Raw genomic sequence first — 23,810 nt, 5'->3', positions numbered from 1 at the left:
GGCGGATTCCTTCAGTTGACGCGGCGCGTGACACCGCGCCAGTACGGCTCGCGCACGAGCTTGCGGGCGATCTTGCCGTTCGCGTTCTTCGGCAGCTCGGCGACGAAATCGATGGAGCGCGGCAGCTTGTAGTCGGCCAGCTGCGCGCGGCAGTGCGCGACGAGATCGTCCGCCTGCGCATCACGGCCGGCGCGCAGCACGACCACGGCCTTCACGGCCTCGCCCCACTTGTCGTCGGGCACGCCGACCACGCAGGCCTCGAGCACGCCTTCGTGCCGGTACAGCGCCGCTTCGACTTCGGTCGGATACACGTTGAAGCCGCCCGAGATGATCATGTCGTGCTTGCGGTCGACCAGATAGATGAAGCCGTCGCGATCGGTGCGCGCGAGGTCGCCCGTATGCAGCCATCCGTCGACCAGCACCTCGCGCGTCAGCTCCGGCGCATTCCAGTAGCCCTGGAACACGTCCGCGCCGCGAATCACGATCTCGCCGATCGCGTCGCCCTCGACTTCGCGCCCGTCGGCATCGACCACCCGCACCTCGGTTTCGCCGAGCGGCCGGCCGCACGATCCAAGCCGCTCGCGATCGTGCAGCAGCGCGTGCGCATGGTCGGCGATGCCGAGCCGCGTGACCCCCGACGTCGATTCGCTCGCGCCGTAGCCTTGCGACAGCACGGGGCCGATGCGCGCCCACGCTTCCTCGATGCGCGCCGGCGCCATCGGCGCCGCGCCGTAGCCGAGCACCTTCAGGCTGCGCAGGTCGGCCTGCGCGAGCTCCGGCGCGTTCAGCAGCATGTTGACCATCGCCGGCACCATGAACGTGTGCGTGATGCGCTGGCGCGCGACCTCGGCGAGGAAATGCGCGGGCTCGAACACGTCGAACAGCACGAGCGTCGCGCCGCAGAACAGGTAGGGCTGCATCAGCATCCCGGACGCATGCGTGATCGGGCCGATCAGCGCGAGCCGGTCGCCGGGCTGCGCGGGGCGGTCCATCCCCAGCACGATCTTGCGCAGCGACGCGAGGCGGTTGCCGTAGCTCTGCATCGCGGCCTTGATGCGCCCCGTCGAGCCGGACGAGAAATGCAGCACGGCGAGGTCGTCCGGCGCCGGCTGGTAGTCGGACGGCATATCGCTGCCCTGTGCGACCAGCGTGTCGTAGTCGAGATAGCCGGTCGTCGCGCCGCCGATCGACACGAACCGCTCGACCGACGAAAAGCCCGGCGAATCGGGCGTGTAATCCGTGTAGCCGCGCCCGCCGATGAACGCGGCGGGCGCGCAGTTGCCGACGACGTCGGCCGCCTCGGCTGCCGTGAAGCGCGGATTCAGCGCGGCTTTCACGAGGCCGGCCTTGTAGAGCGCGCATTCGATCTCGACGAGCTCGATGCAGTTGCGCGCCTGCACGGCGATGCGGGTGCCGGGGGCGAAGCCGAGGCCGCGCAGCGCATTCGCGAGCCGTGTCGAGCGGTCGTCGAGCTGGCGGTACGTGACGGCGCGGTCGCGGTGGATCACGGCGGGCTGGCTGCCCCAGTAGCGGGCCGCGCGCCGCAGGAAGTAGGCGAAGCTCAAAACGATTCTCCTGGTCGAACAGTGCCGCCAGTCTGTAAGATGCCCAGGCATCACCACAATGCATCACCGGATATAAAGTCATAACCGACAGGAATCCCCCGATGGATACGCGCGATCTGGAGTACCTGCTGGCCGTCGAGCGGCACGGCAGCATCGGCAAGGCCGCCGAGGCGCTGGGGCTGTCGCAGCCGGCGCTCACGAAAGCCGTGCAGCGGCTGGAAGGGCAAGTCGGCGTGACGCTGTTCGAGCGCACCGCGAACGGGATGACGCCGACGCCGGCCGGCGCACGCTTCGTCGCGCGGGCGCAGCGGATCGCGCTCGAGTTCGATGACGCGCTGCAGGAGATGCGCGCGATCCGCGGCGGCGAGCAGGGCGTGGTGCGGATCGGCTACTCGCCGACCGTGCCCAATGCGTTCGTGCTCGGCGCGTGCCGGCAACTGATCCGCGAGCGGCCGGCCGCGCGGCTGCGGTTGCGCTGCCGGCTCGCGCGCGAACTGCTCGACTTGCTGGCGGCCGGCGAGCTCGATCTCGTCGTCGCGCCCGAACCGCAGCAGCAGGACGCCGGCCTCGACACCATCGCGCTGTTCGACGACCGGCTGGCGGTGCTCGCCGACGCCGCGCACCCGCTGCAGCGCAAGCGCGGGCTCACGCTCGCGGATCTCGCCGACCAGGAATGGCTGCTGCCGGAAGCGACGATTCCCGTGCGGCACCGGATCGACGACGCGTTCCGCGCACGCGGCCTGCCCGCGCCGCGCCTGCGCATCGAGACGGACTTCGGCAATACGTCGCTGCTGCAGTTGTTGCGCGGTACGCCGCTGCTGTGTGTCGGCGGCGCGGATGCGCTCGACCAGGTGACCGGGTTGCGCGCGCTCGACCTGCGGGCCGGCGAGCTCGACCTCGACCGCCGCATCGGCGCGATGCACCGGGCAGGCGCGTACGTGCCGCCGCTGGCGCAGCGGATGATCGCGCTGCTGCGGGAAAGCGTGGGGTAGGCGCGGGGACGCGCCGCGACCATCATTTGCGGGAGTGATGACCCTCCCCTTTTTCTGCGGATTTGACCGGGGGCACGGTGCCGACAACACTAGCCCGCAGTGCTGCACAGACGGCACGCGCCTGCCTTCCCCTTCAGAGTCCGCCATGTATCCAACCGACACCGTGCAATCCCCGAGCGCCGCCCGGCCGCTCGCCGACCGGCAACTGCGCCGGATCGTCATCGCCTCCGTCGCCGGCAACGCGATGGAGTGGTACGACTTCTTCGTGTACGGCACGGCCGCGGCGCTCGTGTTCGGCCATGTGTTCTTCCCGCCCGGCGCATCGGCGCTCACGGGCAGCCTCGCCGCGTTCGCGGCCTTCGCGCTCGGCTTCGTCGCGCGGCCGCTCGGCGGGATCGTGTTCGGCCACGTCGGCGATCGCTACGGGCGCAAGGCGTCGCTCGTGTGGACGCTGCTGATCATGGGCGCATCGACCTTCGCGATCGGCCTGCTGCCGACCTATGCGCAGATCGGCGTGTGGGCGCCGGCCGCGCTCGTCGTGCTGCGTCTGCTGCAAGGCATCGCGTCCGGCGGCGAATGGGGCGGCGGCGTGCTGATGATCAGCGAGAACGCGCCGCCGGAACAGCGCGGCTACTACGCCGCGTGGAGCCAACTCGGCGTGGGCGGCGGCTTCGTGCTGTCGTCGGCCGCGTTTCTCGCCGCGCAGGCGCTGCCCGACGACGCGTTCCGCACCTGGGGCTGGCGGCTGCCGTTCCTCGCGAGCGTCGTGATCTTCGCGATCGGCATCTACATCCGCCGCCATCTGCCGGAAAGCCGCGACTTCGAGCAGGCCGGCAAGCGCGGCGCGCACACGCACCTGCCGATCGTCGAATGCATTCGTCGCCATCCGAAGGAAATCCTGCTCGCGATGGGCTTGCGCGTGGCCGAGAACGGCGGCGCGTACATCTTCCTGGCGTTCTCGCTCGTCTACGGCAAATACGTCGGCATCCCGAACGGCGTGATGCTGACCGGCGTGATGATCGCGATGATCGTCGAGATGGGCGCGATGCTCGCATGGGGCAAACTATCCGACCGGATCGGCCGCAAGCCCGTGTACCTGATCGGCGCGCTGAGCCTCGTCGCGTGCGCGTTCCCGTTCTTCTGGTTGCTCGACACGCGCGTGACGCCGCTCGTGTGGCTCGCGCTCACGGTCGGCACCGCCGTGAGTCACGGCGCGATGATCGGCACGCTGCCCGCACTCGTCGGCGAGCTGTTCAGCACCGAGGTGCGGTACTCGGGCGTCGCGCTCGGGCATGAAGTCGCGTCGATCTTCGCGGGCGGGATGTCGCCGCTGATCGCGACCGCGCTGCTCGCGCGCTATCACGCGTCGTGGCCGGTGTCGCTGTTTCTCGTTGCGCTCGGCCTCGTGACCGTCGCGACGCTGTGCGTGATGCGCGAGACGCACGTCGCGCCTGACGCCGCCACGCGCGGCGATACGGCGTGAGCGTGCTGCACGCGTCGGCCGCATCCGTGCCTTCGACGTTTGCGGCGGGTGAGCAGCTTACCCGCTCGCGGTGCCGCGTACGCGCATTCGCGGCACCGCGAGCGCGCGCGGCCGGGTCGTTCGCGCCAGTCGCGCTACTCGCGCGGGTCGCGCCGCCCGCCGTCGAACACCGGCGCCAGTCCCAGGTGATCGAGCAGCCGCGCGAATTCGCCGAGCCGCTGCCGCACGTACGCGGGCACATCCACGTCCGCATAGTCGTGGAAGCCGGCCCCCGTGCGCACACCGTCGCGCCCGGTTTCCATGTTGCGCACGACGCTCGCGGCCGGCGCGAAGCGCGGGCCGATCTCGCCCGCCAGGTACTGCGACGCGTAGTACAGGATGTCGCAGCCGCCCCAGTCGATGAATTCGAGCAGCCCGAGCACCGCGAAGCGCGGGCCGAAGCCCGTGCGGATGGCCGTATCGATATCCTCCGCGCTCGCGACGCCCTCCTCCACCATCCGCGCGGCCTCGTTCATCGCGAGCGCCTGGATGCGCGGCACGATGTAGCCGGGCGCCGGCCCGCAGATCACCGGCTTCTTGCCGACGCGCTCGAGCAGCGCGGCGAGCGCGTCGACCACCGGCTGATCCGTCAGATCGCTGCGGCTGATCTCGACGAGCGGCATCAGCAATGCCGGGTTCAGCCAGTGCGCGTTCAGCATCCGTTCGGGGTGCACGACATGGCGCTGCAAGTCGGTGACGACGAACGTCGACGTGGTCGACGCAATCGTTGCGCGCGCATCGACATGCTCGCCGAGCCAGCGCAGCGCGTCGGCCTTCGCGTCGAGCACTTCGGGCAGCGCCTCGAACACGACGTCTGCATCACGCACGGCTTCCGCGGCGCCATCCCGGGAAACGATCGCGATGCGCGCGACGACCGCCTCGGCCCGCGCGGCATCGATGCGGCCGAGCGCAACCTGCGCGTGCAGCGGCCTCGCGATCTCGTCGCGCGTGCGCTCGTCGAAGGCGCTTCGGCCGGCCGCATCGCGCCGCTTGAAGTCGATCAGCGTCACGTCGAGCCCCGCGAACGCGAACACGAGCGCGATCCCCTGCCCCATGCGCCCCGCGCCGAGCACGTGCACGCGCGTCAATTTGACGGCGCTCATGCTGAAACTCCCGCGATGCCCGAGAGGCCCTTGTCGAGCAGCGCACGCATCGCGTCCTTCGACAGCGCCGCGATCCCGAGCCGCTCCAGCGTGCGCCCTTGCGCATACAGGTCGCGCACCGCGACCGCGCTCGCGATGCTCAGCAGCCCCTGCGCGACCGGCGTCGGCACGCCGGCCCAGCGCCCGCACGACACGATGAACGACAGCCCGAGCCGGGTGTCCTCGAGCATGTAGCGATGGGCACGCAGATCGATCTTCTCGCGCCAGTCGCCGCTATCGGTCAGCTTGCCGTGCGCGCCGCGCCCATACATCCATTCGTCGCCATCGGCCGCATAGTGATCCGCGAGCGGGAAATGCGGCGCGCGGTAACCGAGCGCTTCGCGCACCGCGATGCGTTCGGCATCCAGCGCATTCGTCACGCGGCGGATCGACGGCTGCGTGCCTTCGTTGTGGATGTCCCATGCGTCGAAGTGTTCGAGCGGCCCGGCGTTCATCAGGATCAGCGGCGGATGGATCACCGGCCCCGCGTTCATCAGCGCACCGGACAACGCATCCTCGACCGGCTCGACCGACGGATAGCCCGCGCGCAGCACGTCGAACGCCCAGCCGGCCGCATTCGCGGGAAATACACCGGTCGGCAGGCGTGTCGCATAGGCGCTGATCACGACGTCGTTGTCGCCATGCTTGCGCACGAGGTACGGCAGCGTGCCCGTCTCGGCGAATGCGACGCGCGAACGGCTGCCGGCATCGGCCGCCGCCTGCGCGAACACGAAGCTGCCGAACGTGCCGGGCGGCAGGAACACGACCTGGCCGTCCTCCAGCAGCGGCGCGACCTGCGCGGCGAGCGCGTCGTGCGACGTAGCCGGCAGCGGCACCACGACGAGTTGCGCACCGCGCAGCGCGGCCGCAAGATCGCCGGTCAGGCGAATCGCACCCGGCGCATCGCCGAGCGGTACCGCGCGCGTGCCGCGATAGTCGGTCACGTTCAGCACGCCAAGCTCGCGCAGCCGCGCATGCGGCTCGCGGTCGCGCCGCCACCACGTCACGTCATGGCCCTTCTCGAGCAGGTCGATCGCCGCCGCATGGCAGCCGTGGCCGCCGCCCAGAACACATACCTTCATCGTCTTCTCCCGGTGATTGAGTGTTTCCGAGACTACGCGGCCGCTTTCGCCGCGTCGCTTCAAAACGCGCAACGGCGCGCCTGTTCGCGCAACGCAATCGCGGCGATGCGCATGCCGCCGCGCCCGCCGCATCCGCTACGAGGTCCGTGAATGGATATCGCCCTGTCACGCCATGCGCCGAACCGGCTCGGCACGCTGCACGCCCCCGACGAAGTCGAACGCGCGGTCGCGCACCGCCTCGGGCCGCACCGGATGGCCGCGCGCGGCCGCGATCCGTTTCATGCGGAGTTGTACGAAGTGCCGCTGCATCACGGCGCGCTGCTCGAACTCTGCTACGGCCGCGAAACGCGCATCGATTTCGGCGACGACGCCGACCACGTCCTGTTCAGGCTGACGCTCGCCGGCGCATGCGAGCTGCAGGCCGGCAGCGTCGTCGCGCGCGCCGGCCCCGGCGAGCTGACCGTGTCGTCGCCCGCGCTCGCGAGCCGCCTGAGCACGAGCCCCGATTGCCGCAACCTCGTGCTGCGGCTCGAACGCGGCGCGCTCGAACGCAAGTTGCAGGACATGCTGCAGGCCACGCTCACGCGGCCGCTGCAGTTCGATCTCGCGGCCGGTGGCACCGGCGCGGGCGCCGCGCTGCTGCTGCCGACCTTCGAATACCTGTGCCGGCTCGGCGCGCAACCGGGCATCGGTACGGCCGCGACGACCTTCGGCGCCGACCTCACCACGTGGCTGATGTCGCTGCTGCTCACGCACCTGCCGCATTCGTACAGCGACGCGCTCACGCGCGGCACGCCGCCGGTGCCGGCGCACGTGCGGCGCGCGTGCGATCACGTCAATGCGCACCTCGGCGAACCGCTCGCACTCGCCGCGCTGGCGGCCGTCGCGGGCGTCGCGCCGCGCACGCTGCAGCACGCGTTCCGCGCGTTCCTGAACACCACACCGGCCGCCTACGTGCGCGAATGCCGGCTCGCCGCCGTGCACGCGGCGCTGCAACGCGGCGACGCGCGCAGCGTGACCGACGTGCTGATCGCGCACGGCATCCAAGGCTTCGGCCATTTCGCGAAGGCGTATGCGCGGCGTTATGGCCACGCGCCTTCGGTCACCGCGAGGCAACCCCGATGACGCACTCCGCACCCGGCCGCCCGGCGGCCCCGGCCCGCACCGAATCCGCGCCGCACGACAACGACCCGTCCGAGTTGCGCGTGCAGGATCTCGATCTCAACTTGCTGAAGACGTTTCGCGCCGTGTACGAGGAGCGGCACGTCGGCCGCGCGGCGCTGCGGCTCGGCGTCACGCAGCCGTCCGTCAGCTACGCGCTCGGCCGGCTGCGGCTGATGTTCCGCGACGCGCTGTTCGTGCGCACCGGCACCGGCGTCGAGCCGACGCCGCGCGCGCAGCGGCTCGCGCTGTCGGTCGACAAGGCGCTCGCGATCCTGCAGGACGTGCTCGACGAAGGCTCGCGCTTCACGCCCGACAGCACGCAGCGCGTGTTCCGCCTGCACATGAGCGATTTCGCGGCGAGCGCGTTCCTGCCGACGCTGCTCGCCGCGTTCGACCGCCGCGCGCCGGGCGCGGTGATCGAGACGCTGCACGTCGACGAATGCCAGCTCAATGTCGCACTCGAATCGGGGCGCATCGACTTCGCGCTCGGGCATTTCGCCGATGCGTCGAGCCACTTCCAGCGCACCGCGCTGCTGCACGAGCGCTGCGTGCTGCTGCTGCCGCGCCGCACCGCGCAGCGCGTCGCGCTGCCCGACGATTACGTGCTCGACGGCGACGCGCCCGACACGCTGCGCTTCGTCGCGGTCACGTCGCATCCGCAATCGATGCAGTTGCTGGAACGGCACGGGCTGATGCCGCGCGTGCGCGCAGCGCTCCCCGATTTCATGGTGGTGCCCGCGCTGCTGCAGGACCGCGACTATGCGCTGATCCTGCCGGAGACGATCGCGATCACGTTCGCGGCGCGACAGCCGTGCGCGCTGTACGAGATTGCCGGTGCGGGCGAATGGGCCGTCAACGCGTACTGGCACCGGCGCTTCGACGCCGACCCCGGCCATCGCTGGCTGCGCGCGCTGCTGCTCGAACTGTTCAACATCGGCGAGCTGGCGCCGTTCGAGGCATGGCTCGCGCCGCAGCCGCCCGCCTGCGCATAGCGGCGCAAGCGGGAAGGCGCGCGGCCCCGGAGCGACCGAAGCGCTCAGAACGACGTAAGGATGCCCGCGACGATCGAACTCGCGGTCGCGCCCGGCTTCGCGACCGCGACACCACCACCCGCCGCGCCGTTCACGACGAAGCGCGCATGCGCGCCGTTGCGCACCATCGCGGCGCCCGTGTACAGCACCGTGCGCTTCGACAGCGGATATTCGAAGCGGATGCCGTACGAATCGGCATTGCCGTCGCTGTCCGCGACCTTGCGGTAGTGACCCACGCTCAGCAACAGCGACGCACGCCCGATCGGCACCGTCGCGCTCAGCTCCATGATGTCGCTGTGCGGATACGCGCTCTGGCTGTCGATCGCGGTCGCGACGTCGGGGCCGCCGCGATGGCGCATGTACAGCGCGGCCACCTTCACGACGCTGAAGTCGTACGAAATCGCGCCGAGCGTGTAGTTGCCGTTCGCGGCCGGGCTCGTGTCGCCGAGCGCGGATGCCGCCACCGGGCTGAATTTCTGCTGCATATAGTCGACGTCGACCGACAGGCCGCCGCGCACGTAGTTGAGTCCCGCGCCGTACGTATCGCCAAGCGTCGCCGGCTGCCCGGCCGCGCCGTTGGTGCCGCGCGCGGCCATCGCGCGCAGCATCAAGCCCGCATGGCGCGGCGACGTGTAGCGCATCGAGTTGCGCACGCGCAGGAACGCGGGCCCGACGAAGTTGTTCGTCGCATTGCCCCACGCGAGCCCCGCGCCGAGGCCCGGCAGGCTGTACGTGACGAGCGTCGTGTGCAGGATCGTGTACAGCTCGCCGAACTGCACGCCGCCGAACGGCCCCGTGATGCCGACCCACGCCTCGCGGCCGAACAGTGCGTTGCTGTTCGACAGTGCGCCGCTCGCCGCGTTGAAGCCATCTTCCAGCTTGAAGATCGTCGCGTAGCCGCCGCCGAGATCCTCGACGCCCTTCAGCCCCCACTGCGACGCGAACAGGTTGCCGCTGCCCATGCGCGTCACGTGGTTCGGCCCGGCGTTCGCGTATTCGATCGCGGTGTCGACGCGGCCGTAGAGCGTCACGTTCGATTGTGCGAAGGCGGGCAACGCCGCGCAGGCAAGCAGCGCGGCAAGCGGTACGGCAAGCCGGTCGGCCCGCCCGTTCGGTTGGTTCATCGTCGTCGTCCCGGAGAGTGTGCGGCGCAGTTCGGCGCCGCGCCGCGTGGTATGAAGCGCGTTCGCCAAGAAGGGCCAACGCTGCCGATCAAAAACGGGCCGAGTCTAGGAACGACAATTTCGGACGTCGACGCAATGCGCTCTATAACGCTTATAGATGCGCCGCATGAGGCACGTGCGCCCCGCCGCACGCGTGCTGCGCGGCGGCCGGCGCGCGGGACCCTGGTGTTTTCTTTATCCGGGTCGGTAAATGCCCGTGTGGCGCGGCTGTCACTCCGGCTATGGCGGCTGAATTTGGCCGACTACGCTGCGTCTCCGATACGTGCCCCAGCACGCTTTCGCGCCGCGACGGCGCCCGGCCCGCCAGGCCGCTGCCGCGCTTTTCACCGCCCGCTCCTGGAGAATCCGCATGTCCGCATCCACGGCCCGCGCTGCCGGCAAGCGCTATACGTACGAATGGTATGTCGTCGTCATCTGCATGCTCGCGTACGTCTTCTCGTTCGTCGACCGCCAGGTCCTCGTGCTGATGATCGAGCCGATCAAGCGCGACCTGCACCTGTCCGACACGCAGTTCAGCCTGCTGAACGGCTTCGCGTTCTCGCTGTTCTATGCGGTGATGGGGCTGCCCGTCGCGTATCTCGCCGACCGCTATGCGCGGCCGCGGATCATCTCGCTCGGCATCGCGCTGTGGAGCGTCGCAACCGCCGCGTGCGGGCTCAGCCAGCATTTCGTGCAGATGTTCATCGCGCGGATGGGCGTGGGTGTCGGCGAAGCCGCGCTGTCGCCCGGCGCGTATTCGATGCTCGCCGACTACTTCCCGAAGGAGAAGCTCGGGCGCGCGATCGCCGTGTATTCGCTCGGCTCGTTCATCGGCGGCGGCGTCGCGTTCCTGATCGGCGGCTACGTGATCGCGCTGCTCAAGCATGCGAGCGCGTTCACGCTGCCGGTGGTCGGGCAGGTGCATGCGTGGCAGGTCACGTTCCTGATCGTCGGGCTGCCGGGGATCCTCGTGGCACTGCTATTCGCCGCGACCGTGCGCGACCCGCAGCGCAAGGGGCTCGCGCAGGATCGCTCGGGCGCCGTGCGGCGCGTGTCGATGCGCGATTCGCTGCGCTTCGTCGGCACGCATCGCGCGACTTTTTCGTGCCACTACCTCGGCTTCTCGTTCTACGCGATGACGCTGTACTGCCTGCTGAGCTGGACGCCCGCGTTCTATATCCGCCGCTTCGGGATGACGGCCGTCGAAGCCGGCTACACGCTCGGCATCGTGCTGCTGGTCGCGAACACGGCCGGTGTGTTCTGCGGCGGCTGGCTCAACGACTGGCTGCTGCGGCGCGGCCGCGAGGATGCGCCGATGCGCGCCGGTGCGATCGGCGCCGCGTGCATGGTGATCCCCGCGACGCTGTTCACGCAGCTCGACTCGCTGCCCGCATCGCTCGCGATGCTCGTCGTCGCGATGTTCTTCGCGTCGTTCCCGATGCCGACGTCCACCGCCGCGATGCAGACGCTCGCGCCGAACCAGATGCGCGCGCAGATCTCCGCGCTCTTTCTGCTCGTGTCGAACCTGATCGCGCTCGGGATCGGGACGACCGTCGTCGCGCTGTTCACCGATCGCGTGTTCGGCGCGCCGGCGGCGGTCGGTCATTCGATGTCGATCGTCAACGTCGCGGCGGCCACGCTCGCCGCACTGCTGCTCGCCGCCGGGTGCCGGCACTATCGCCGCAGCCTCGACCGCGAACGCGGCCTGGCGTCCGCCGCCGCGCCGCACGCGGCCGAGACGGGCAACGCGATCGCCGCGCGCTGAACACCGGACGAGATCGGGCGCAATCAGGCGCAATCGTGCCGCCCGACCATCATCCATCTCACTGATTCATGCATCGCTTTTTAATCGATTTGATTTATGCGATGCCCATCCCTATTCTCGATCGCATGACGGCGCGGTGTCTGCCGCGCCGCGTTCCCCCTACCCCACGGATTGACCCATGCAAGCGAACCGCCACCAAGTCCGGATCGACGCGCTGATCGACGCGGCGCAGGACATCCGCTGTTTCCGGGTGTCGCGCGTCGACGGCCAGCCGTTCGACGCGTACGAACCAGGCGCCCATATCGATGTGACCGCACCGTCCGGTATCACGCGGCAGTACTCGCTGTGCGGCAACCCCGACGAGCGCGGCAGCTACCTGTTCGCGGTGAAGAAGGAAGCGCAGTCGCGCGGCGGCTCGCGTTCGCTGCACGACGACGTGCAGGTCGGCGCCGAGCTGTCGATCAGCGCGCCGCGCAACCTGTTTCGTCTGACGGATGACGCGAGCGAGCACGTGCTGATCGCGGCCGGCATCGGCATCACGCCGCTGCTGTCGATGGCGTATGCGCTGCACCGGCGCGGCGCACGCTACCGGTTGCACTACTTCGCGCGCAGTCGCGAGCATGCGGCCTTCGTCGACGAACTCGCGGCCGAGCCGTTCGCGTCGCACGTGACGTTCCACTACGGCGTCGAGCCCGTCGCGCTCGCGGCTGAGCTGGGCCGCTGCGTCGAATCGGTCGACGCGCGTGCCCATGTTTATACGTGCGGGCCGGGGCCGTTCATGGATGCGGTCGTTGCGGCAGCCGCGACACACTTGCCTGAAGATTCGATCCATCTCGAACGCTTCGCGGCGGAGCCTGCCGCCACCGATGCGGGCAATGCCGATGCCGGCGCCGGCCCGGCCGCCGACGGTTTCGAAGTGCGCCTGCAGCGCAGCGGGCAATCGGTACGCGTCACGGCCGACACGTCGATCGTCGACGCACTCGCACGCATCGGCATCGAAGTCGACACGTCATGCGGCGAAGGCGTATGCGGCACCTGCATGGTGCCCGTGATCGACGGCGAGCCCGATCATCGCGACCATTGCCTCAGCAAGGCCGAGCGCGCGAGCAACACGGTGATCTGCTGCTGCGTGTCGCGTGCGCGCTCCGCGGTGCTCGTGCTCGATCTCTGATGCGCGAGGTTCGGGCGACGTCTGTCAAGGACGTCGCGCGCGCTCGAACGGCTCGATGCATTCGGCCAGCTACGCGCACCTCCAACGCGCTGCCCGCGCTCTCATGGATCTCACGTCGTCGACACGCTCGACGAGCTTGACCAGCCGCGTGCGCATCCGCGCGCTGCCCTTGTCCTCATGCGTCACGCGTCGTCGCGCGATCCGATCCGCTCGGCAAGCAACGCGTGCAACTGGGCGTTGCTGGCGCGCTCATCGATCACACGTCATCGAACCGCTCGACGAGCTCGGCCAGCAACGTGCGCATCCACGCATTGCCTTCGTCTTCATGAAAATGTTCGTGCCAATGCATCGTCACCGGCGCGGGCGGCAGCGTGACGGGCAGGTCATAAAGCCGGAACGCATTGTCGCGGTTCAGGATCTGCGCGAGCCGCTTCGGCAGCGTCGCATACAGATCGGTGACCGACAGCACGCTCGGCAGCGCGACGAAATGCGGCACTTCGAGCGCGATGTTGCGGCCCACGCCCTGCGCGCGCAACGCATCGTCGAGCGCGTGGTGGCTGTGCTCGACCGATTTCACGTTGATGTGCGCGGCGCGCACGAATTGCTCGAGGCTCAGCGCGGCGCCGCTCGGCACCCCGCGCCGGCGGCCCGTCATGCACACGTAGGTTTCCTCGAACAGCGTCTGGTGGCGCGTGCGCGGCATCAGCTCCGGCAGGTTGCCGATCGCGAAATCCAGCCGGCTCGCGCGCAGCGCTTCCTCGATCTCCTCCACCGGCAGCGGCTGCACGCTCAGCGTCACGCGCGGCGCGCGCTCGCGCAGCGCCTGGCAGATCGCCGGCAGGTACGCCATCTCGCCCGCGTCCGACAGCGACAGCCGGAACGTGCGCGTGCTGGTGGCCGGATCGAAGCGCTCCGCGTAGCGCAGCGCCACGCGCACCATGTCGAGCGCCTTGCCGACGATGCCCGCGAGTTCGAGCGCGACCGGGGTCGGCTGCATACCCGCGCGCGTGCGCACGAACAGCGGATCGTCGAACAGCGTGCGTAGCCGGCCGAGCGAATAGCTGACGGCCGGCTGCGACAGCGCGAGCCGCTCGCCGGCCTTCGTCAGGCTGCGTTCCTCGACGATCGCCTGGAATACGCGCAACAGATTCAGATCGAGATGATCGACCGATGTCATGACCGCCTCCATTATTTGCCGCATTTATTGATCCGCCAATTTTAGATCAATTTGACGGATATGTAGTGGGAGACGAGACTGGGTACTCGACACCGCGCGCTGCGCGGCCCGATTTCGCGACTCTTTCCCCCACACGACGATGAGCGACATTTCCTACCAGACGATCGACACCAGCGCGTTGCATGGCCTCGCGCAACCCGACCGCATCGCGCCCGCGATGTATCACGATCCCGCGCTGTTCGAAGCCGAGCTCGACCGCATCTTCTACCGCACCTGGATCTGGGTCGCGCACGAAAGCGAGCTGCCGAACCCGGGCGACTTCATCACGACGACGATCGGCCGCCAGCCGGTGATCGTCGTGCGCGACAAGACCGGCGAGATCAACGTGCTGCAGAACCGCTGCCGCCATCGCGGTGCGACCGTGTGCGAATCGCACAAGGGCAACGCGAAGGGCTTCACGTGCCCGTATCACAGCTGGTCGTACGCGCTCGACGGCACGCTGCGCGCGCTGCCGTACGGCGACGGCTACGAAGGCGTGTGCGAGAAAGGCGACCTGCCGCTCGTGAAACTGCGCGTCGGCGTGTACCAGGGGCTGATCTTCGCGAGCTTCAACGATGCGATCGAACCGCTCGAGGATTTCCTCGGCGGCGCGAAGCCGTGGATCGACCTGTTCATGAAACAGGGCGCCGGCTACCCGATCAAGGCGAACGGCGAGCACAAGTTCAAGTTCAAGGGCAACTGGAAGATCCAGCTCGAGAACACGACCGACCTCTATCACTTCCCGGTCGTGCACAAGTCGTGGATGAAGTCGATCGACGACGAGACGGCCGCCGCGATCACGAGCTTCATGACGAGCGAGGACGCGTTCTGCCGCGGGCTCGGCAACGGTCACAGCCTCGCGGTGCTGATGCCCGAGCTGATCGACCTCGACGAAGACGACGGCGCGCCGCTGCCCGAGCGCTTCGCGCCGCTCGCGGCGGCGCTCGCCGAGCGCCACACGCCGGAGGAAGTGCGCCGCATCGTGCGCTCGCTGATGGGCGTCGGCTTCAACCTGAACCTGTTCCCGAACCTCGCGCTGTCGATGGCGTTCTTCCGCGTGCTGCGGCCGATCTCCGCGAACGAAACCGAGATCCGCCACGTCGCGCTCGCGATGGACGGCGGCCCGGACGAAGCGAACCGCGAGCGGCTGCGCATCCACGAACACTTCCAGGGCCCGTTCGGTTTCGGCAGCCCCGACGACGCGGAAGCGTGGGAGCGCGTGCAACGCGGCGCGCATGCGGGCCCCGACGTGCCGATCCTCGTGAATCGCGGGCTGAACCGCGAAACGACCGCCGCGAACGGCGAAAAGACCGCGCATGCGACCGACGAGACCGGCATGCGCGAGGCCTACCAGCAATGGCGCAAGATGATGGAGCAACAATAATGGACGACCGCAACGCCCTCTTTTCCGAGCAGACCTTCGCCCGCGCGGTCGAATTCGTGTGGCGCGAAGCCGAGATGCTCGACCGCCGCGACTATCGCGCGTGGCTCGACATGTGGGACCCGGCCGGCCACTACGTGGTGCCGATCGATCCCGATACGACCGACTTCGCCGCCACGCTGAACTACGTGTTCGACGACCACGACATGCGCGAGAAGCGCGTGCAGCGGATGGTGTCCGGCTATTCGGCGTCGGCGACCGACGCGGCGCGCACGGTGCGCACCGTGTCGCGCTTCACGCTGGAAAGCGGCAGCGCCGACACCGTGGAACTGAAATCGGCGCAGGTCGTCGTCGCGTACAAGCGCGGCGTCGCGACGCTGTTCGCGGCCGACGTCACGCACAAGCTGCACGTCGATGCGGAAGGCGAGATGCGGATCGCCGAGAAGGTCGTGCGCCTGATCGATTCGACCGAAGCGCTCAGCGCGATCGGCTTCCTGCTGTAAGCGGCCGCCGGTTCGCCGTCGCCGGCGCAACGGTGAGCCGGTCACCTTCACCTTTGAGCGATCACCGGTTTGCCGTCGCCAACGCAACGGTGAGCCGGTCACCTTCACCTTTGAGCGACCACCGGTTTGCCGCCGCCAGCGCAACGGTGAGCCGGTCACCTTCACCTTTCCCGACGACCATGCCCACACTCGAAGTTTTCCTGCCGGCCGGCCATGACGACGCCCGCAAGGCCGAACTGATCGCGCGGCTGACCGGTGCGACCGTCGAATCGATCGGCGCACCGATCGATTCGGTGCGCGTGTTGCTGACCGAATTGCCGGCGACGCACATCGGCCTCGGCGGCCGCAGCGCCGCCGACGGCGCACCACCATTGCTGCCCGTGATCGTCGCGATCCTGATCGCCGGCCGCACCGACGAACAGAAGCGTGCACTAATCGCCGCGCTGTCGGAGACGAGCGCCAGCGTGCTCGACGCACCGCTGCAAGCCACCCGCGTGATGATCAAGGACATCCCGAACACCGATTTCGGCATCGGCGGGCAAACCGCACGGGCGCTCGGGCGCTGATCATGCGTTGCGCGCGTGCCTGCCCGCTCATGCACCGCGGCCGCCGGGCGGCCGCGGCATCAAGCATTCCCTTGCTAAGTTGCGTCCGCCCGAGCCTTCGTCGCGACAAGCGGCAGCGTCACGCGGCAGTCGAGCCCGCCGCCAGCGGCCGGGCTCGCAGCGATCCGGCCGCCGTGGCGCGTGACGATGCTCTTGCACAGCGACAGCCCGATTCCGTTCCCACCGGCCTTCGACGACGAGAAGCCGTCGAACAGCCGGTCGTGCGCATCGGCCGCGATACCCGGGCCGTTGTCGATCGCGCGCAACTCCGCATCTCCGCCGACGTTCGCGGTACCGAGCGTCAGCGTGCGCGGCACACGCTCGCAACCGGCGAACGCCTCGATCGCGTTGAACGCGAGATTCAGGATCACCTGCCCGATCAGCACGCGCTCGCAGCGGATCGGCAGCGGCGCGTCGGCCTGCACGATCGTGACCGTCACGCCGGCCTCCTTCGCGCGCAGCTCGATGAAATACGCGACGTCCGCGAGAATGTCGCGCAGGTCGGCGAGCGCGACGACCGGCTCGCGCTTCACGATGAACTCGCGCACGCTCTTGATGATCAGCGCCGCATGCTCGGCCTGCCGGTCCGCGCTGCGCAGCCCCCAGATCGCGTCGTCGATCGCGCCGCGCGCGTTCAGCCGCTGCACCGCGCCTTCGATGAAATTGCGCACGGCCGCGAGCGGCTGGCTCAGCTCGTGCGCGATCACGCTCGCCATCTCGCCCATCGCGTTGTAACGGCCCGCGTGTTCGAGCATGCGGGCTTCGGCGCGGCGGGCATCCTCGATCGCGACTTCGTCGCTCACGTCGCGGAACTGCACGAGCAGGCCGTCGAGATCGTCCTCGATCTCGACCTGCCGGCACAGGATGCGCAGCCAGCACGACGAGCCATCGCGCCGCACGATCCGGTAGCGCTGCGGCGCGGACGGATACGCGGACGGCGCATCGCGCAGCTGCGCGACGAGCCGGTCGCGGTCGGCCGCGGAGCAGTAGTCGAGCACCTCGCCGAGCGCTTCGTCGGGTGCGAGGCCGAGCACGCGGCGGCCCGACTCGCTGATGAACTGCACGCCGCCGTGCGGCGTAACGACCGCGATGCCTTCGTCGAGGTCCTGCATGAATTCGCGCAGCCGCGCCTCGTAGCGGCGCAGTTGCTGGCGCACCGCCTCTTCCGCGCTGATGTCGCGGAACTGCACCATCACGACGTCGCGCCCGCGCAGCGGCACGTAGGTGGCGGTCGCCTCGGACAGCATGTCGACGCCCGTGCGCGACCGGTAGCACCACTCGTACACCTGCGGCCCGTGGACGAGCGCGCGATCCCACGCGCTCACGGCAATCTCGCGCTGGTATTTCGGCTCGGGGCGCGTCATGTCCGGCGCCTTCAGCGGCAGCAGCTCCTCGACGGAAAAACCGAGCGCGATGCACGCGGCACGGTTCGCCCACACGATCGCCTTGGTGTGCGCGTCGTGCAGCAGCACGCAGGTCGTCAGCGCGTCGAGCAGCCGGTGGAAATCGTCTTCGTCGGGAAAACTCATGATCGGCTTCGGATGAGGCCGTGCGGCATCGCGCGGCCGGAAACCCAACATAGCACCGGCGCGCGCCGCCCGCATCTGAAGATTTCTTTAGTGCGGCACGGAACGTCACCAGTCGCGCGGCTTTTCGTCCCAATTGCTGCGCGCTTTCGGCGTTTCTAGACTGCTTGCATCGTCGTGACCACCCCGCATTCGAACCCCCATCCACCCCAGGAGACAGCCATGCCCCACGCCGCCCTTGCCCTCGATACCGCCCCGGGCGCTCGCCACGCGGCCAGCGAACCGGCCGCCCGGCTGTCGCCGCTCCACGTCGTGATCGAGACCGTCGCCGCGCGCCGCGAAGAATTCGACCGCCTGTCGCACGTGCCGCGTGACGTGATCGCGCTGTTCAAGCAGGCCGGCATCTATCGCGCGGGCACGCCGCGCCGGTTCGGCGGCGATGCGCTCGCGCCGACCGCGTTCCTCGACATGATCGAGCGGATCGCGACCGCCGACGGCTCGGCCGCGTGGGTCGCGAGCTTCGGCTCCGCGAACGTGTATCTCGCCGCGCTGCCGCTCGACACCCAGGCCGAGTTGTACGCGAGCGGCCCCGACCAGGTGTTCGCGGGCGGCCTGTTCCCGGTGCAGCCGGCCCAGCCCGCGCCGGGCGGCTGGCGCGTGAACGGCACGTGGAAATTCGCGAGCGGCTGCAAGGGAGCCGACTGGCTCGGCGTCGGCATCGCCGTGCCGGGCGCGCAGGACGCCGCGCCGAACAAGCCGCGCACGGCCGTGTTCCGGGCGGCCGACGTCGAGATCGTCGAGAACTGGAGCGTGGTCGGCATGCAGGGCACCGGCAGCCACGACCTGCGCGTGGACGACCGCTTCGTGCCTGAAGCGTGGACCTTCGTGCGCGGCGGCGAGCCGACCGTCGACGAGCCGCTGTACCGCTATCCGACCGTCGCGTACGCGGCGCAGGTGCTGGCCGTCGTGAACCTCGGCCTCGCGCGCGCGGCGCTCGACGTCGTGAACCGGATGTCGGGCGGCCGGCAGACGACGACCGGCGCACCGCGCCTCGCCGATCGCGCGTACTACCGCATCGAGCTCGCGAAGGCCGAGGCGCAACTGCGCTCGGCGCGCGCGTTCTTCTACGACGCAACCGACGGCGTGTGGCAATCGATCCTCGCCGGCAACCCGGTGACGCCCGACCAGGTCAGCCTGCTGCGGCTCGCGGCCACGCAGATCGCACGCGAAGGCGCGAGCGTCGTCGAACGCGCGTACCGGCTCGGCGGCACGGCGGCGATCTATCGCACGCATCCGCTGCAGCGGCTGCTGCGCGATGCGATGGTCGTCACGCAGCACGCGTTTCTCGGCGAAGGCAACTTCGACGGCGCCGGCGCGGTGTTCACCGGCGTCACGCCGTTCCCCGGCTATCTGTAACCTGCATCGACCGAATTGTTTTGAACGCGCATGAAGCCGACGCACCGTCGCCGGCCGGTTCATGCGCCCCACCGATTCCTCTGGAGAACCTGATATGTCCGATTCGAATCCGCTGCCGCTGCGCGTCCTGTTCTGCTGCGGCGTGTCGCAAAACTTCTTCGACCTGCCGCGCGAGAAAATCGGCGAAGTGTGGCAGGCGTACGGCGCGATGCTCGCCGCCGTCGAAGCGATGCCCGGCGTGCGCGTGCTCGGCGTGATGGACGACGATCGCCTCGTGGTCGGCCAGGCCGACGGCGCGCCGTGGACCTTCTACATCATGGCCGACGTCGCCGACTTCGACACGACCGTCGCCGTGTGCAACCTGTATCGCACGACGCCGGTCGGCGAATACAACCTGTGGCGCTACGGCAAGATCGAAGCGCGCGTCGGCCGTGCGCTGACGGTGCCGCCGGCCGCGAAGCCCGCGGCGTGAGGCGCGCGATGACCGACCTGTCCCCCGGCCTGATCGATACGCTCGCGCAGCGCGTGGCGGCGCTCGACGCCGAACGCGCGGTACGCGCGACGATCACGCGCTACATGGCGCTGTGCGACGTGCCCGAGGATGCCGGCGACGGCCCGTCGCTCGCCGCGCTGTTCACGCCCGATGCCGTGTGGGAAGGCATCGGCCCGCAGTACGCGCAAAAGTTCGGCCGCCTCGAAGGCACGGCCGCGATCGTCGCGATGCTGGGCCGCTACCTGCCGCCCAATCCGCACTTCTCGGCGAACCTGCACTTCCTCACGTCGGAGTCGATCGAAATCGGCGTCGGCAACGCAAGCGCGCGTGGCCGCTGGATCATGCTGCAGGCGTCGCGCTACGCGGACGGCTCGGCCGAACTGATCGCCGCGCGGCTGACCGTCGATTTCGCGCCGGCCGCTGACGGCGCTGCGTGGCTGATTCGCCATTTCCGCACCGAACGCGTACTCGACGGCCCGTGGCCGCTCGCCGCCGCGCCGCGGTCCTGATTCCTGCTCCTTTCCACCGCTTGCTCACGATACCGACCATGACAGGCTTCATCGACACCTTCACGCTCGGCGGCCCCGGCCCCACGATCGCGATCAAGGACACGATCGACATCGCAGGCTATCCGACCCGCGCGGCGAGCCGTGCGCTCGCCGACGCACCGCCGGCCACACAACACGCGGACGTCGTCCGCCTGCTGCTCGACGCGGGCTGGCAGATTGCCGGCAAGGCGAACATGCACGAGCTTGCGTTCGGCATGACCGGCATCAACGACTACACGGGCACGCCCGTCAATCCGCAGGACGCGGCGCGCATTCCGGGCGGCTCGTCGAGCGGTTCCGCTTCGCTCGTCGGGCTCGGCACGGTCAATGCGGCGCTCGGTACCGACACCGGCGGCTCGATTCGCGGGCCGGCGGCCTGCTGCGGCGTGGCCGGGCTGAAGCCGACGTTCGGCCGCGTATCGCGGCGCGGCGTCGCGCCCGTCGACACCACACTCGATTGCGTCGGGCCGTTCGCACGCGACATCCGAACGTTGGTTGCGGTGATGGCCGCGATCGCACCGGGCTTCGATCATGCGCAAGCCGCGGCCTCCGTGGCAGGCTGCACGGTCGCGCACGTCACGGTCGACGCCGATCCGGCCATCGCCGCCGCGCTCGACGCGGCCGTACGCGCATCGGGCCTGCACGCGCACGCGGTCGTGCTCGACGACATGCCGGCGTCGTTTGCCGCCGGGCTCACGGTGATCAACGCGGAAACGTCGCGTGCGTTCGGCCATCTCGTCGAAACCGGCAAGCTCGGCGCCGATCTCGATGCCCGATTGCGTGCGGCCGCAACGACCACGTCCGCGGCATTGCAAGAAGCCGAAGCCGTACGTGCACGCTTCACCGCACAGGTCGACGCCGCGCTCGAACACGCGGACGTGCTCGTGCTGCCGACGCTGCCCGCGCTGCCGATCACGCTGCAGCAGGCGCGCGATGGCGTATCGGTGATCGCGATGTCGTCGCTGATCCGGCCGTTCAACCTGAGCGGCCATCCGGCGCTCAGCCTGCCGCTGCCACTCGCCGGTTCGCCGCTGAAGGCCGGCCTGCAGATCGTCGGGCGCAAGGGCGCGGACGAACACGTCTGCGCGATCGCGGCACACTTCGAAACGGCACTCGCCGCATGAACCACGATGCGGGCGCGACATCGACGGATGCGCGCTCGCGAACCAGGGAAACACGCACCATGTCAGACCGAGTCGTCCTCGTCACCGGCGCCGCGCGCGGGCTCGGCGCCGTCATCGCCGAACGTTTTCATGCGGCCGGCTACCGCGTCGCGCTGGCCGATATTGCCGCCGACGCGATCCAGGCACACGCACGCGAACTCGACCCGAGCGGCGAACGCGCGATCGCGCTGCCGCTCGACGTCACGTCGAAACGCGATTTCGAAGCCGCGCGCGATGCGCTCGTCGCACGCTGGGGCACGATCGACGTGCTCGTGAACAACGCGGGCGCATCGAAAGTCGTGCCCGCGATGGAGATCACGGCCGAGCAGTTCGACCAGGTGATCGACGTGAACCTGCGCAGCGTGCTGTTCGGCTGCCAGGTGTTCGGCCAGTACTTCGCGGAACGCGGCGCGGGCCGTATCGTCAACATCGCGTCGCTTGCCGGGCAGAACGGCGGCTCGGCGACGGGCGCGCACTACGCGGCCGCGAAGGGCGGCACGCTGACGCTGACCAAGGTGTTCGCGCGCGATCTCGCCGCGCAGGGCGTGACCGTCAACGCGGTCTCGCCCGGCCCGCTCGATTTGCCGATCGTGTATGAAAGCGTCGCGCCGGATAAGCTGCGCCAGGTGCTCGCGAGCCTGCCGGGCGGCAAGCTCGGCTCGGCCGGTTTCGTGGCGGATGCCGCCGTGCTGCTCGCGTCGGGCGACGCGCATTTCGCGAACGGCGCGTGCTGGGACATCAACGGCGGGTTGTACATGCGCTGAGCGGCGCGCATTGCGTGCGGCGCCTCGCCGAAGCCGCGGCGAGCCCCTATCGCGACGCGTCCCCGTCGTCGCCCCACACGACCATCACGTCGCGCACGAGCGCGGCGATCGACGTCGCGCCGAGCTTCTCCTTGATGCTCGCGCGATGCACGTCAACGGTCTTCACGCTGATCGACAGGTCCGACGCGATCTGCTTGCTGCCCTTGCCGTCCACCACGCCGCGCAGCACTTCCTTCTCGCGCGCGGTCAACGCATCGAGCCGCTGGCGCAGCTCGCGGTGACGCTGGCTCACCGCATGCCGCTGCTGCGCGAGCCGCAGCGCGCGTTGCACGCGCTCGAGCATCTGTTGCGAGTTGTACGGTTTCTCGACGAAATCGATCGCGCCGTTCTGCAGCGCGCGCACGGACATCGGGATATCGCCGTGCCCGCTGACGAAGATCACCGGCAGCGTCGCGCCGCGCGCGTTCAGTTCCGCCTGCACGTCGAAGCCGCTCTTCTCCGGCATCCGCACGTCGAGCACCAGGCATGCAGGGAGGTTCACGTCGAAGCGCGCGAGAAAATCGGCGGCGTTCGCGAACCCTTCGGACGCGATGCCGACCGATTCGAGCAGCCACGCGAGCGACGTCCGCATGCCGTTGTCGTCGTCGACGATGTATACGATCGGTGCGGGTGACGTCATCGCGGGTGTCTCACTGAGTATCGGTATCGGTATCGCACGCGCCGCATACGGGGCCGGGTGCCGGCGCGTCGCGCGCGTCGTTCGCTGGGGGTGTGCGGCACATCATAACGAGCCGAAAACCCGCTGAAAACCCCTTCACGGGCCGCACGAACGCACATTCGCGCTTTTTTTCGCGCGGGGTGCCGCGCATCTAGGTAGAACCTTTAGACGCGTTGGCGAGAACGCCATCTCCATCGTCAATCGTGCGAATGGTCGCCGGCATTTTCGCGTCGTACGCTTGGGTCATCGTCGGTGATCCGGCGCTGCACCGGCAGCGCCACGCGATCGCCGCTTTCGTCCAACCAGGAGCGCCCATGTCTTCCACGACCGATATCCAGCGACCGGCACGCGTCGAGCCGAGCGACGCGCAGAAGGCCTTCCGGCAAGCGATGGCCCACCTCGGCGCGGCCGTCAACGTGATCACCACGGCCGGGCCGCACGGCCGCTGCGGCATCACCGCGAGCGCCGTGTGCTCCGTCACCGACACACCGCCGACGCTGCTCGTGTGCCTCAACCGGTCGAGCGCGATGCGGGCGACGTTCGAACGCAACCGCCACGTCTGCATCAACGTGCTGCCGGCCGAACACGAGCAGCTCGCCCGGCATTTCGCGGGACTCACCGACCTGCCGATGGAACGGCGCTTCGACCTGCCTGTGTGGGATCGCGGCGAGCAGGACGTGCCCGTGCTGCGCGACGCGCTCGCGAGCCTGCAGGGCACGATCGCCGACATGAAGGAAGTCGGCTCGCATTCGGTGATGTTCATCGAGGCGACGTCGATCCGCGTGCGCGACGACGGCGACAGCCTGATCTACTTCAGCCGTGCGTTTCATCGCGTGTCGCGCACGGCGTGCGTGCGGTGAATGGCACGTTCAGCGGATGA

The 23,810-nt window shown here is 69.2% G+C and carries 22 protein-coding genes; 15 read left to right on the top strand and 7 right to left on the bottom strand.

The window, feature by feature from the left end; genetic code table 11:
- Positions 1–11 precede the first annotated feature (11 nt).
- A complete protein-coding gene (locus CFB41_RS20290; RefSeq protein ID WP_089457680.1) occupies positions 12–1,565 on the bottom strand; it encodes an AMP-binding protein in 1,554 nt (517 codons plus the stop codon).
- Between the two features lie 101 nt (positions 1,566–1,666).
- Between CFB41_RS20290 and CFB41_RS20285 the strand changes: the two genes are divergently transcribed.
- Positions 1,667–2,557 carry a LysR family transcriptional regulator gene (locus CFB41_RS20285; RefSeq protein WP_089443170.1) on the top strand — a complete coding sequence of 297 codons (891 nt, stop codon included), beginning with the start codon at positions 1,667–1,669 and terminating at the stop codon, positions 2,555–2,557.
- Positions 2,558–2,702: 145 nt separating this feature from the next.
- Complete coding sequence (locus tag CFB41_RS20280) at positions 2,703–4,040, top strand: MFS transporter (protein WP_089443171.1); 1,338 nt, start codon at positions 2,703–2,705, stop codon at positions 4,038–4,040.
- 134 nt (positions 4,041–4,174) lie between these two features.
- Here the strand turns inward: CFB41_RS20280 and CFB41_RS20275 are convergent, their stop codons facing one another.
- The gene (locus CFB41_RS20275; RefSeq protein WP_089457679.1) at positions 4,175–5,182 is read right to left on the bottom strand and encodes a 3-hydroxybutyryl-CoA dehydrogenase; all 1,008 of its coding nucleotides are present in this window, start codon (positions 5,180–5,182) and stop codon (positions 4,175–4,177) included.
- Positions 5,179–6,303 (bottom strand): NAD/NADP octopine/nopaline dehydrogenase family protein, encoded by a 1,125-nt coding sequence (locus CFB41_RS20270; protein WP_089457678.1) that lies wholly within the window; start codon positions 6,301–6,303, stop codon positions 5,179–5,181. The genes CFB41_RS20275 and CFB41_RS20270 overlap by 4 nt, the downstream gene beginning before the upstream one ends.
- 150 nt (positions 6,304–6,453) lie before the next feature.
- Here CFB41_RS20270 and CFB41_RS20265 point away from each other — a divergent pair, with 150 nt between their 5' ends.
- Both CFB41_RS20265 and CFB41_RS20260 read left to right on the top strand, forming a co-directional pair.
- Positions 6,454–7,428: an AraC family transcriptional regulator gene (locus CFB41_RS20265; protein ID WP_089457677.1), complete on the top strand. Its 975-nt coding sequence runs from the start codon at positions 6,454–6,456 to the stop codon at positions 7,426–7,428.
- Positions 7,425–8,459 (top strand): LysR family transcriptional regulator, encoded by a 1,035-nt coding sequence (locus tag CFB41_RS20260; RefSeq protein WP_089457676.1) that lies wholly within the window; start codon positions 7,425–7,427, stop codon positions 8,457–8,459. The genes CFB41_RS20265 and CFB41_RS20260 overlap by 4 nt, the downstream gene beginning before the upstream one ends.
- A 44-nt stretch (positions 8,460–8,503) precedes the next feature.
- Here CFB41_RS20260 and CFB41_RS20255 read toward each other — a convergent pair whose 3' ends face one another.
- Positions 8,504–9,622, bottom strand: a complete 1,119-nt coding sequence (locus CFB41_RS20255; protein ID WP_089458934.1) for a porin — start codon at positions 9,620–9,622, stop codon at positions 8,504–8,506.
- A 409-nt stretch (positions 9,623–10,031) separates the two neighbouring features.
- On the opposite strand from CFB41_RS20255, the gene CFB41_RS20250 reads away from it, so the two are divergent.
- Both CFB41_RS20250 and CFB41_RS20245 read left to right on the top strand, forming a co-directional pair.
- Complete coding sequence (locus tag CFB41_RS20250) at positions 10,032–11,426, top strand: MFS transporter (RefSeq protein WP_089457675.1); 1,395 nt, start codon at positions 10,032–10,034, stop codon at positions 11,424–11,426.
- Between the two features lie 178 nt (positions 11,427–11,604).
- Positions 11,605–12,597, top strand: a complete 993-nt coding sequence (locus CFB41_RS20245) for a PDR/VanB family oxidoreductase (protein ID WP_089457674.1) — start codon at positions 11,605–11,607, stop codon at positions 12,595–12,597.
- A gap of 256 nt (positions 12,598–12,853) precedes the next feature.
- Here the strand turns inward: CFB41_RS20245 and CFB41_RS20240 are convergent, their stop codons facing one another.
- Positions 12,854–13,774, bottom strand: a complete 921-nt coding sequence (locus CFB41_RS20240) for a LysR family transcriptional regulator (RefSeq protein ID WP_089443179.1) — start codon at positions 13,772–13,774, stop codon at positions 12,854–12,856.
- A gap of 139 nt (positions 13,775–13,913) precedes the next feature.
- Here CFB41_RS20240 and CFB41_RS20235 point away from each other — a divergent pair, with 139 nt between their 5' ends.
- The 3 genes from CFB41_RS20235 (at position 13,914) to CFB41_RS20225 (ending at position 16,263) form a co-directional block, all read left to right on the top strand.
- Positions 13,914–15,197 carry a Rieske 2Fe-2S domain-containing protein gene (locus CFB41_RS20235; RefSeq protein ID WP_089457673.1) on the top strand — a complete coding sequence of 428 codons (1,284 nt, stop codon included), beginning with the start codon at positions 13,914–13,916 and terminating at the stop codon, positions 15,195–15,197.
- Positions 15,194–15,697 (top strand): aromatic-ring-hydroxylating dioxygenase subunit beta, encoded by a 504-nt coding sequence (locus tag CFB41_RS20230; RefSeq protein ID WP_089443385.1) that lies wholly within the window; start codon positions 15,194–15,196, stop codon positions 15,695–15,697. The genes CFB41_RS20235 and CFB41_RS20230 overlap by 4 nt, the downstream gene beginning before the upstream one ends.
- Positions 15,698–15,876: 179 nt before the next feature.
- Entirely contained in the window at positions 15,877–16,263 is a 387-nt protein-coding gene (locus CFB41_RS20225) for a tautomerase family protein (RefSeq protein WP_089443181.1), read from the top strand.
- Between the two features lie 74 nt (positions 16,264–16,337).
- Here the strand turns inward: CFB41_RS20225 and CFB41_RS20220 are convergent, their stop codons facing one another.
- Positions 16,338–17,906, bottom strand: coding sequence for a sensor histidine kinase (locus CFB41_RS20220; RefSeq protein ID WP_089457672.1), 1,569 nt, complete (start codon positions 17,904–17,906; stop codon positions 16,338–16,340).
- 144 nt (positions 17,907–18,050) lie between these two features.
- Between CFB41_RS20220 and CFB41_RS20215 the strand changes: the two genes are divergently transcribed.
- From CFB41_RS20215 to CFB41_RS20195, 5 genes are all read left to right on the top strand, one after another.
- Positions 18,051–19,244, top strand: a complete 1,194-nt coding sequence (locus tag CFB41_RS20215; protein ID WP_089457671.1) for an acyl-CoA dehydrogenase family protein — start codon at positions 18,051–18,053, stop codon at positions 19,242–19,244.
- Positions 19,245–19,338: 94 nt separating this feature from the next.
- Positions 19,339–19,716: a hypothetical protein gene (locus CFB41_RS20210; RefSeq protein ID WP_011356094.1), complete on the top strand. Its 378-nt coding sequence runs from the start codon at positions 19,339–19,341 to the stop codon at positions 19,714–19,716.
- Positions 19,717–19,724: 8 nt separating this feature from the next.
- A complete protein-coding gene (locus CFB41_RS20205; protein WP_089443184.1) occupies positions 19,725–20,246 on the top strand; it encodes a nuclear transport factor 2 family protein in 522 nt (173 codons plus the stop codon).
- 38 nt (positions 20,247–20,284) lie between these two features.
- A complete protein-coding gene (locus CFB41_RS20200) occupies positions 20,285–21,409 on the top strand; it encodes an amidase (RefSeq protein ID WP_089443185.1) in 1,125 nt (374 codons plus the stop codon).
- 59 nt (positions 21,410–21,468) lie between these two features.
- Positions 21,469–22,212 (top strand): SDR family NAD(P)-dependent oxidoreductase, encoded by a 744-nt coding sequence (locus CFB41_RS20195; protein WP_089458933.1) that lies wholly within the window; start codon positions 21,469–21,471, stop codon positions 22,210–22,212.
- A 46-nt stretch (positions 22,213–22,258) separates the two neighbouring features.
- Here CFB41_RS20195 and CFB41_RS20190 read toward each other — a convergent pair whose 3' ends face one another.
- Complete coding sequence (locus tag CFB41_RS20190) at positions 22,259–22,891, bottom strand: response regulator transcription factor (RefSeq protein ID WP_089457670.1); 633 nt, start codon at positions 22,889–22,891, stop codon at positions 22,259–22,261.
- Positions 22,892–23,244: 353 nt separating this feature from the next.
- Here CFB41_RS20190 and hpaC point away from each other — a divergent pair, with 353 nt between their 5' ends.
- A complete protein-coding gene (gene hpaC / locus CFB41_RS20185) occupies positions 23,245–23,790 on the top strand; it encodes a 4-hydroxyphenylacetate 3-monooxygenase, reductase component (protein ID WP_069252858.1) in 546 nt (181 codons plus the stop codon).
- Positions 23,791–23,810 lie beyond the last annotated feature (20 nt).

The organism is Burkholderia sp. AU33803, assembly GCF_002223095.1.
Lineage (GTDB): Bacteria > Pseudomonadota > Gammaproteobacteria > Burkholderiales > Burkholderiaceae > Burkholderia.
This window is presented reverse-complemented; position numbering and strand designations above follow the sequence as displayed.